Origin of the sequence: Mycolicibacterium pyrenivorans (assembly GCF_025821625.1) — a bacterium.
GTDB lineage: Bacteria > Actinomycetota > Actinomycetes > Mycobacteriales > Mycobacteriaceae > Mycobacterium > Mycobacterium pyrenivorans.
The window spans coordinates 25,994-34,784 of the sequence record NZ_JACKSH010000110.1; the positions used below are offsets into that span (position 1 = coordinate 25,994).

Consider the following 8,791-nt stretch of genomic DNA (forward strand, 5'->3'; position numbering starts at 1 on the left):
TGACCGTCAGGCGACTCAGGAGCATCTTCATGAAGGTCTTCATCTCCTCAGTGACGTACTTGCTGAAGGAGGAGCGCGCGGCACTACCGCCGTTTCTGACCCGACTTGGCTCAATTTAGTGTTCAAGTCTGGTGCTGATGTTGGCGAGGGCGTCGCGCAGGTCGTCGGGTAGCGGATCGGCGGCGGTGAGGATCTGATGGCCGGCCTTGATGTGGACGGTGCGGTAACGACGTGCGGTCCGCACGAATTTCTTAATGCTCCAACCGGTTTGGGTCTCGATGAAGTGGCTGACGGCCATGGCGGCGACCACGATGCTCAGGTGCGCCTCGATCGACTCACGGGTGTGGTGGTAGATCGGGCGGGCCTGCAAGTCGTGCTTGGACATCCGGAAGCTCTTCTCGATACGCCACAGCTGGTGATAGGCGTCGATGACGAACTCCGAGGTCACGGTGGTCAGGTTGGTGGTGTAGCCCTTCCACCCGGCCAACGCCCGGTTCTTGGCCTCCAGGTCGCGGTTGACGGTCTTGGTCGCTCCGGTGAGCTTGATGAACCGGTTGCGTTTGACCGGTGCGTGGCCATCGACGGCCCGTTGGGCTTTGGCGATCTGTTCGTCGATGCCGCGCAGCGTTCTGCGGGCCCGGTCATGGCGGAACTGGTAGTAGATCACCCGATCCGGGATGCCGCGGGCCTTCTCGCTGCTGGTGGCCGGCCAGGGCTGGGTGAGCACCAGCTGATCAGGAACTGCCTCGTCGGGGTGTTTGTCGCGCCACTCGCGAACCACATCAGGCAGAAACGGAATCCTCGCGCCCAGGATGTAGGACAGCCCGGCGGCCTGCAGTGCGACCTGGTTGGCCTCAGAGATCATCCCGGCATCGGCGACGACGATGACATCAGACAGCTGGTGGGCGGTCTTGAAGGCGTTGATGACCGGCAGCATGGTCGCGGTCTCGGCCCTGTTGCCCTCGAACGCGGCGACGGTCAGCGGGAACCCCGAAGCGTCGGTGAGCAATCCGAGGGTGATCTGCGGTTCCAGGCGCCGTTCCTTCGAGAACCCCGGCTCACGGAATCCATCACCGGCATCGGTCTCGAAGTACAGCGTTTATGCCGATCTTTCGGTTATGCCGATGTTTGGGGTTGATGCGCAGGTCAGTGGTGCCGCTGCCGCTTGAAAGGTCGGCATAAGCATTTCGGTGCGAGGCTCCAAGTACTCGTCTACTTGGAGGTGATTGTCGTGATGACGGTGCCCGTAGCGGCTTGTGGTCCGCTGGCAGTGTCGGTGATGGATCGGCTCGCGGCCTGGATCGCGGCCGAAGGATATGCGCAGACGATGGCTCCCCAGATCTTGGGAGTGGCCCGCGGATTGAGCGCGTGGATGGCCGACCAGCACGTGGGGCTCGATGCCCTATCTGTCGGGGTCCTTGAGGAATTCGAGGCCGCGTATCCACCCGGTGCGCCGGGCCATCAGCTGGTTCAGATGCGGCTGCCGGCGCTGCGGCGCTTTCTGATCGAGACCGGCCATCTGCGCGGGGTTCACCCAGTTCGCAAGCGGCCCAGGCGTCCTGGCCGCAGGGTGGCCCGGCCACTCAGTGCAGCTGCAGAGCAGGAGCTGGAGGAATGGGCGCATTGGCAGCGTGAGGTGCGCGGGATCAGCGGAGGGTGCATCGGCCACCGACGTCAGTGGGTCGGCGAGTTCGTCGAGTCGCTGACCCGAAATGACGCGGTCGATTGGCACCGCTGCGATGTCAATGCCCTCAATGGCTTCCTCGGCTGGCGTTCCCATGGATTTTCATCGGCATCCTGCACGGGCATCGTTGACGCTTTACGGTCTCTGATGCGTTGGGCGCTGGCCACCGGCCGTCTGCAGCGTGATCTAACCGGCGGGATCCTACGCGCCCGCGCTTCTCGGGTGACGCTGCCGCGCGGTCTGTCCGTGCCCCAAATCGAAGCCCTGCTCGCGGCGTGTGACGTACGCACCGTCTCGGCCATTCGGGATCGCGCGGTAATCACCGCGCTGTGGCGTCTCGGGTTGCGCGCCGGGGAGGCCGCGGGCTTAATGCTCGATGACCTCGATTGGGCTGCAGGCAGATTAAGCGTCGTGGGGAAGAACCAGCGGCGTTTGACTCTGCCGCTGCCGGTCGATGTCGGCGAAGCCCTGGTCGCATGGCTGCGCGTGCGTCCCTCCGCCGCGACCGATCGGGCGTTGTTCGTGCGTCTGCGCCCGCCGACCCGACGGCTGAGCAGTGCCGGGATTTCCGACATCGTCAAACACCGCGCTGAAGCCGCCGGTCTCGGTGTCGTGCATGCGCACCGTCTGCGGCACAGCGCGGCGATGAATGTGATCACCGCTGGCGGCTCGCTGGTCGAGGCTCAGGAGCTCCTGGGGCATCGAAGCGTTTCCAGCACGCGGGTATACGCCCGGACAGACCTTGTCTCCTTGCAGACGCTGACCGTGGCTTTCGGTCAGGTGCCCCGATGAGCCTGCACGATGACCTCGACGCCTACCTGATTGCGCGCCGCCAGTTGGGTTTTCAGCTCAAGACCACTGAATACCTGCTTCGGCAGTTCTGCGACTGGCTCGCCGAGCGTGGCAGCACCGAGGTGTTCACGATCGACCAGGCTGTGCAATGGGCAACCCAACCCCTAGATGCCCGCCCGGTGTGGTGGTCACAACGGCTGACTGCCGTGCGGCCATTTGCCGCCTACCTCAACGCGGCTGGCGCGCAGGCGCCGATCATCCCCAAAGGGCTGCTGCCGGTCCGAACGACCCGATGCGCCCCCTACATCTACTCCCAGTCAGACCTCGACCGGCTCCTTGACGGGTGCTCGTCGTTCTTCAGAACCGTTCGGGTCGCGGCGACAATGCGCACGCTCATAGGGCTGTTAGCCGCCACCGGTCTACGGATCGGCGAGGCGACACGCCTGCGAATCACAGACCTCGATGCCGACCAGAACGTCCTGACCGTCCATGGGACGAAGAGACCGCTGGATCGGCTCGTGCCGATCCACCCAAGCACCACAGCGGCATTGCTTGCCTACATCAACCTGCCCGAGCGCCTCGCCACCCGCCCGGCGACAGACGGGCCGATCTTCGTCAACGCCGCTGGCACCGGCTTCGTCATCGAGACGATCGAGCAACACTTCCGCGCCCTGGTCGACTCCCTGCAGCTGAGCGTCCCAGGGCAGCGTCGACCACGGCTGCACGATCTGCGGCACACCTTCGCCACCGGACACATGGTCGCCGCCTACACCCACGGTGCGGACCCCGCTCGAACCCTTGGCCTGCTCTCAACCTGGCTCGGGCACACCGCGGTCGAGAACACCTACTGGTACCTCAGCGCCGTCCCGGAACTGCTCGCCGCCGCCGCGCAACGACTTGAACCCGACATCGAACAAAGCGAAACATCATGACCGCCTTAGCCATTGAACTGCAGACATACTTCACCGTGTTCGCTCACACCCAACGCGATCTCGCCGCCAACACCATCAGCTCCTACCGTGACACCTGGCGGATGCTCATCAGATATCTCTCAGAATCGACCAGCACCAGAGCCGAACGCATCGACTTCACCGACGTCGACGCCGAAGCCGTCTCCGCGTTCTTGGAATACCTGCAAACCGAGCGAGGTAACACCGTTTCCACACGCAACTCCCGGCTATTCGCGATCCGGGCCGTGCTCTCCCACGCTGTGGTCAATCATCCCGAGCATGCCGCCACTATCACCCGCGTCCTGGCAATGCCACCTAAACGCCACCCGGGGCCGATGCTGGAATTCCTCACCGGCGCCGAGGCCGACGCTCTGATCAACGCCCCCGACCGCACCCGATGGACCGGCCGACGCGATCACGCGCTACTCGTTCTGGCTATCCAGACCGGACTGCGGGTCAGCGAACTGTGCTCACTGACCACCTCCAACGCCCACTTCGGATCTGCAGCGAGCATCACTTGCACCGGCAAAGGCCGCCGCAAACGCGCAACGCCGCTGACCGCGACCACCGTCGCGGTCATGAGCGCCTATCTCACCGAGCGAGCGACCCGCCCCGGTCAGGCTCTCTTCTGCGGACCCGGCGGTGATCACCTCTCCCGCGACGCGCTCGAACGCCGACTCGCGATCCACCTCGCCACAGCAGCAGCAAGTTGCCCCAGCATCGCTGACAAGCACGTCACTCTCCACACCCTGCGCCACACCGCAGCGATGAACCTCCTCGCCCAGGGCGTCGACGTCGCCGTCATCGCGCTCTGGCTCGGACACCAACGAACCCAATCCGCCGACGCCTACCTGCACGCCGACATGAACATCAAGCAGAATGCGATCGACCGGACCCGGCCACCAAACACGAAACCCGGCACCTACCACCCCGAGCCCGACATCCTCGCCTGGCTCAACAATCTATGAATATGCCGACCTTTCAAGCGGCAGCGGCACCACTGACCTGCGCATCAACCCGAAACATCGGCATAACCGAAAGATCGGCACAAACGTTGTTATGCCGACGTCGGCATAATAGGGTGGACACGTCGTAGAGCACCAGTGATGCCGGCCCCAGCTTGGCGTGCTGAGCGGTTGCCGCGGCCAGGGATTGCCGCCAGGACGGTTGGGCATAGATCGGCAGTCGACGCTTGAGGGTGGCATAGGAGGTCGCGTCGACGCCGACTTCGCCCAGCACCCGGGCCGCGTCGATCTTGCTGGTGGGTTCGATGATCCGTGCCAGCACGAGGTCGCGAAATACGGTGTCGCCCTCGGTTACCGACTCGAATCCCAGTACCCGGTAGGCAGTGCACAATCCGTCCCACAGATGGGTCATCTGCGAGGACGTGATCGGCAACGTGCCCGGCTCGAGTCCGTCGGAGAGCCCCAGGTCCAGCTCGGTCTGCCCGGCCGCCAAGCGTATCGCCGCGGCCGCTTTCAGCGCGGCCAGCTCGACCTCGTCGTGCGCAGAACCGATGTGCTCAATCGAGCGTGATCCCCGCCGCCACGACCACACCACCTGCACCGCGGTCGCCCCCGAAGCGGTCTTCACGGTCCGGATGTAGGCCACCAGCGCAGACTACGACCCGACTTTAGTGTTCAAATATCGGCCGATCCGCACACAGAACCACAGGTCAGCGGGCCGCTGTCAACCCTGAGTCCATAAAGTGAGCCAAGTCAGGAAGAGCAATGATCGCTCGATCGGCGTCGTCACAACGGCGGCCGTTCCATTTGATTGAGCCCGTCCGGGTAGCAGAAGGTGTCGGTGGTCACGGTTATGGACCGTCAGGCGACTCAGGAGCATCTTCATGAAGGTCTTCATCTCCTCAGTGACGTACTTGCTGAAGGAGGAGCGCGCGGCACTACCGCCGTTTCTGAGGTTGTTCGATTACGACCCGCTGAGGTTCGAGGACTTCGAGGCTCAGGACCGGTCGAGCCGTGAGGCCTGCCTCGCTGGAGTAGAAGCCGCAGATGTCTACCTGCTGTTGCTGGGCCCGCGGTACGGGACGCCGTTCCAGGACACGGGTCTATCGCCCACGGCAGAGGAGTTCCGGCGGGCGCGTCAACGCGGCATCCCAATCCTGGTGTTCAACAAGATTGTGGACGAGGACGACGAACCGGCGCAGGCGGACTTCAAGAACGAGGTCGGCCATTACGTCAACGGGAGACTTTGGCGTTCCTTCACTGATGCGGCCAGCTGCAATCAGGCCGTCGGCGAGGCGCTGAAAGCCCTTAGCGCAGAACGGGGTCCGGTTCCACGGTCGGCTTTGCCCGAACCAGTGATAGTGCCGTGGTTGAGTGAGATCCAGCTTTCCCGGGCGGCCGTTCCGGTTAGTGGGTTCGTCGGCCACCGCAATACCTTCGTCCCGCCGTCAGTGTCTGCGCCGGTGCTCGAGTTCCACGCGGTCGGCATCGGAGTCTCTAGCGCGCCCAGCCTACGAGAAGTCGAAAAACGCGCTCGTCAGCTGGCGCGAGATATGCGCAATCTCGGCTGGGTAGCCGAAGGCGACCAGTTGGTCATCGACGCCGCCGACGGGTTCGGATGGGCGATTCGCCCGCCCGCCACGTCATCATCGGGTTCGTTTCCGGAGCGGAAGACAGTCGAGCAGTTTCGCGGTGCGCTGGTCCACTCGACGGGAGTGTGCGCATTTCAGTCGCTGGATACGGACATGATCGGTGCATTGGTTGACCAGCAGGGTCTGCAGACCGATCTGGCCTCACTCCTCGCAGCCGTTTCGGCGCATCTTCCCGAGACAGAATCGGTGACAGTGGCCACTGGCCTGTCGCGGGCCGATCGCGTCAGTGAAGGCAATCCGGGGCTGATCGGAACCCGTAACAGCGGACGGGTGGCGATGTCGGGGCCGGCTGAACTGAGAGCCGGCGGTGATTTCGTGGTACCGACGCACCGGCTGACAAGTTCCTTCGGCGACCTCGGCGCCGACCTGGCGCACGCGATCATTGCGCAGCTTCGGGAACGGCTGTAGGTTACGGCGAGGACGTGAGCGCGTCGGTGGGGCGGGGCGCTCAGAGCGCACACGCCGCGCGCAGTGCCGCGTGGAAGTCGTTCGCACGTTGTCGATCTGGCCCGTGTAGCCCGACTTCGCCAGGTAACTCAATGGTTTGTCCGTTGGTGAAGGTGAGTTCGACGCCGTGCAGCGCGCCCCACCGCTGCGGTTCCGCGGCGACCGGGCCGAAGCCAGTCATGCGGTAACGCACGACGTCTGCCAGGCTGCGTTGCCAGCACGTCGTCACCGAGCCGGGCACAGGTTGAGATCCGCGATCGCGTTCCTCGTATTCGTCGTAGAAGACGGCATCGAAGGTGACATCGAAGTGGGCGAGGGACGACTGATTCAGCACCAGCCATGACCGCCACGTCGCGGGTCGCTCGATGCCTTCCGATGATTCGCGCCCGATTTCGTATGTCGTGCGGACCGCGGTGATCGCTTGGTTGCCGATCAACGCTCGAGCTACGTCGTAGACGAATACGGGCGGGGGATGCTCGCCGACGATGAAGTGAGCCTGGAATTCTTCGTTCCAGGATTCGATGAGCATGGGCGCGACGCTACCGACGAGGTGTGACAACTCGACCGACGGTCGCCAGTGTTGCATGCGCTGACGGCGAGGCCGAAGACTCAGCAACGCGAACGGCGAACCGGAGCGGCCGCATCTGTCGATGGCTTGGAGTAGCTTCCAACTCGTGATCGCTGCGATGAGCTGGTGACAGTCGTACAGGGGGATGTGCCATGAGCAATGATCAGAACCTGTGGATGAGCCTCGGCGAGGGGGCGTGAAAGTGGGCGCACCTTCCCGAGGATGATCTGAATATCCGAGGTCTGATCATGAGNGAGCAATGATCAGAACCTGTGGATGAGCCTCGGCGAGGGGGCGTGAAAGTGGGCGCACCTTCCCGAGGATGATCTGAATATCCGAGGTCTGATCATGAGCCGGCGTTGGCGCGCTGGTTCGGGAAGGTACGCCCATGCTCACGGTAGTTCACGATGCCCAGGAGGCCAACGAAAGCACCGGCGGTGCTGGTCGGTCGTTGTTGGACGAGATCGTCCGTGACGGTGCCCGGCAGATGCTGGCCGCGGCGTTGCAGGCTGAGGTTGCGGCCTACGTGGCCCAGTTCGCCGACCAGCTCGACGAGAACGGCCACCGGCTGGTCGTGCGCAACGGCTATCACCAGGCGCGTGAGGTGCTGACCGCCGCCGGCGCGGTGGAGGTCACGGCGCCGCGGGTTAACGACCGCCGTGTGGATCCCGATACCGGTGCGCGGCAGCGGTTTTCTTCGGCGATCCTGCCGGCGTGGGCACGTAAGTCCCCGCAGATGAGCGAGGTGCTGCCGCTGCTATACCTCCACGGCCTGTCCAGCGGCGATTTCGGGCCGGCACTGGAGCAGTTCCTCGGCTCCGGTGCCGGACTGTCGGCCTCGACGATCACCCGCCTGACCGCACAGTGGCAAGACGAAGCCGCGGCGTTCGGGCGCCGCGATCTGTCCGGCACCGACTACGTCTACCTGTGGGTCGACGGCATCCACCTCAAGGTCCGCCTGGACCAGACCAAGCTGTGCCTGCTGGTGATGATCGGCGTGCGTGCCGATGGCCGCAAGGAGCTCGTTGCCCTCACCGACGGCTACCGGGAGTCCACCGAGTCATGGGCCGATCTGCTGCGCGACTGCCGCCGCCGCGGCATGACCGCCCCGGTGCTGGCCGTCGGCGATGGTGCCCTCGGGTTCTGGAAGGCGGTTCGCGAGGTGTTCCCGGCGACCCGCGAGCAGCGGTGCTGGTTTCACAAGCAGGCCAATGTCCTTGCCGCACTGCCGAAATCCGCGCACCCGGCGGCGCTGGCGGCGATCAAAGACATCTACAACGCCGAGGATATCGACAAGGCCCAGGTCGCGGTGAAGGCCTTCGAGGTCGACTTCGGGGCGAAGTACCCCAAGGCGGTCGCCAAGATCGTCGACGACCTCGACGTCCTGCTGGAGTTCTACAAGTACCCGGCCGAACATTGGATTCACCTGCGCACGACAAATCCGATCGAAAGCACCTTTGCCACGGTGCGTTTGAGAACGAAGGTCACCAAGGGGCCGGGATCACGCGATTGCCATGGCCTACAAGCTGATCGACGCCGCACAGGCCCGCTGGCGGGCCGTCAACGCGCCACACCTGGTTGCCCTGGTCCGTGCCGGCGCAGTCTTCCACAAAGGCAAACTTCTCGAACGCCCCGCCGACATCACCCCACCAACACCGCCCTCACGCGGCGACGAGCACACCGGGACGGAGGTCGCCTGAAAAACCCCGATCCACAGGTATTGACAATTCCTC

General features: G+C 64.2%; 5 protein-coding genes and 3 pseudogenes. 5 read left to right on the forward strand and 3 right to left on the reverse strand.

Features of this window, described 5'->3' with window-relative positions:
• Positions 1-115: 115 nt before the first annotated feature.
• A pseudogene (locus tag H7I57_RS14415) lies at positions 116-1,099 on the reverse strand (IS1634 family transposase); the annotation flags it as partial.
• A gap of 135 nt (positions 1,100-1,234) precedes the next feature.
• Between H7I57_RS14415 and H7I57_RS14420 the strand changes: the two are divergent.
• From H7I57_RS14420 to H7I57_RS14430, 3 genes are read left to right on the forward strand one after another with little or no spacing between them, the layout of a single operon-like run.
• Positions 1,235-2,476, forward strand: coding sequence for a tyrosine-type recombinase/integrase (locus H7I57_RS14420; RefSeq protein ID WP_264024235.1), 1,242 nt, complete (start codon positions 1,235-1,237; stop codon positions 2,474-2,476).
• The gene (locus H7I57_RS14425; RefSeq protein ID WP_264024226.1) at positions 2,473-3,408 is read left to right on the forward strand and encodes a tyrosine-type recombinase/integrase; all 936 of its coding nucleotides are present in this window, start codon (positions 2,473-2,475) and stop codon (positions 3,406-3,408) included. The genes H7I57_RS14420 and H7I57_RS14425 overlap by 4 nt, the downstream gene beginning before the upstream one ends.
• Positions 3,405-4,394 carry a tyrosine-type recombinase/integrase gene (locus H7I57_RS14430; protein ID WP_264024229.1) on the forward strand — a complete coding sequence of 330 codons (990 nt, stop codon included), beginning with the start codon at positions 3,405-3,407 and terminating at the stop codon, positions 4,392-4,394. Before H7I57_RS14425 ends, H7I57_RS14430 begins: the two co-directional genes overlap by 4 nt.
• Before the next feature lie 109 nt (positions 4,395-4,503).
• Here the strand turns inward: H7I57_RS14430 and H7I57_RS14435 are convergent.
• A pseudogene (locus H7I57_RS14435) lies at positions 4,504-5,037 on the reverse strand (IS1634 family transposase); the annotation flags it as partial.
• Positions 5,038-5,275: 238 nt separating this feature from the next.
• Between H7I57_RS14435 and H7I57_RS14440 the strand changes: the two are divergent.
• The gene (locus H7I57_RS14440) at positions 5,276-6,451 is read left to right on the forward strand and encodes a DUF4062 domain-containing protein (RefSeq protein ID WP_264024230.1); all 1,176 of its coding nucleotides are present in this window, start codon (positions 5,276-5,278) and stop codon (positions 6,449-6,451) included.
• A 40-nt stretch (positions 6,452-6,491) separates the two neighbouring features.
• Here the strand turns inward: H7I57_RS14440 and H7I57_RS14445 are convergent, their stop codons facing one another.
• Positions 6,492-7,019: a hypothetical protein gene (locus tag H7I57_RS14445; RefSeq protein WP_264024232.1), complete on the reverse strand. Its 528-nt coding sequence runs from the start codon at positions 7,017-7,019 to the stop codon at positions 6,492-6,494.
• A gap of 427 nt (positions 7,020-7,446) precedes the next feature.
• Between H7I57_RS14445 and H7I57_RS14450 the strand changes: the two are divergent.
• Positions 7,447-8,758: pseudogene (locus tag H7I57_RS14450) on the forward strand (IS256 family transposase).
• Positions 8,759-8,791: the final 33 nt, after the last annotated feature.